The organism is Agrobacterium sp. 10T429 (assembly GCF_056393925.1).
This window is the reverse complement of sequence record NZ_JBFTGV010000064.1, coordinates 1-425: the sequence shown is the minus strand read 5'-3', so window position 1 is coordinate 425 and position 425 is coordinate 1. Positions and strand designations below refer to the sequence as shown.

Annotated in this window: 1 protein-coding gene; it reads left to right on the top strand. The window is 72.9% G+C overall.

The features are described from left to right. Positions 1 to 363 (top strand): MutS-related protein (locus AC1DCP_RS26530; protein WP_476774891.1); only part of this gene is annotated, 363 nt, incomplete at its 5' end. Between the last annotated feature and the right edge of the window lie 62 nt (positions 364 to 425).

Genomic DNA, 425 nt, shown 5'->3' with positions numbered 1-425 from the left:
TTCCTGCACGCCGTGCAGGACGGCCCGGCGAGCCAGAGCTATGGCCTGCAGGTCGCCCAACTGGCCGGCGTGCCGCAGCCGGTGATCCGCGCCGCGCGCAAGCATCTGGCCTGGCTGGAACAGCAGTCCGCCGATGCCACCCCCACGCCGCAACTCGACCTGTTCGCCGCGCCCGCTGCGCCGCCGGACGAAGATGAGGAGGCGGACGGGGAAGGCGGGGCCGCAGCGTTGCCGGTCGATGCGGCCGCCCTGGAGGCGCTCGACGCGCTGGCTGACATCGACCCCGACAGCCTGACGCCGCGCGACGCGCTCGATGCGCTGTACCGGCTCAAGGCGCTGGCGGAGAGCAAGCCCTCCGTATGACGGCACATCGGCGGGTCTGGCGGCACATGGCGGTGGCCGCGGTTTGCTGGACGGCATGTGCC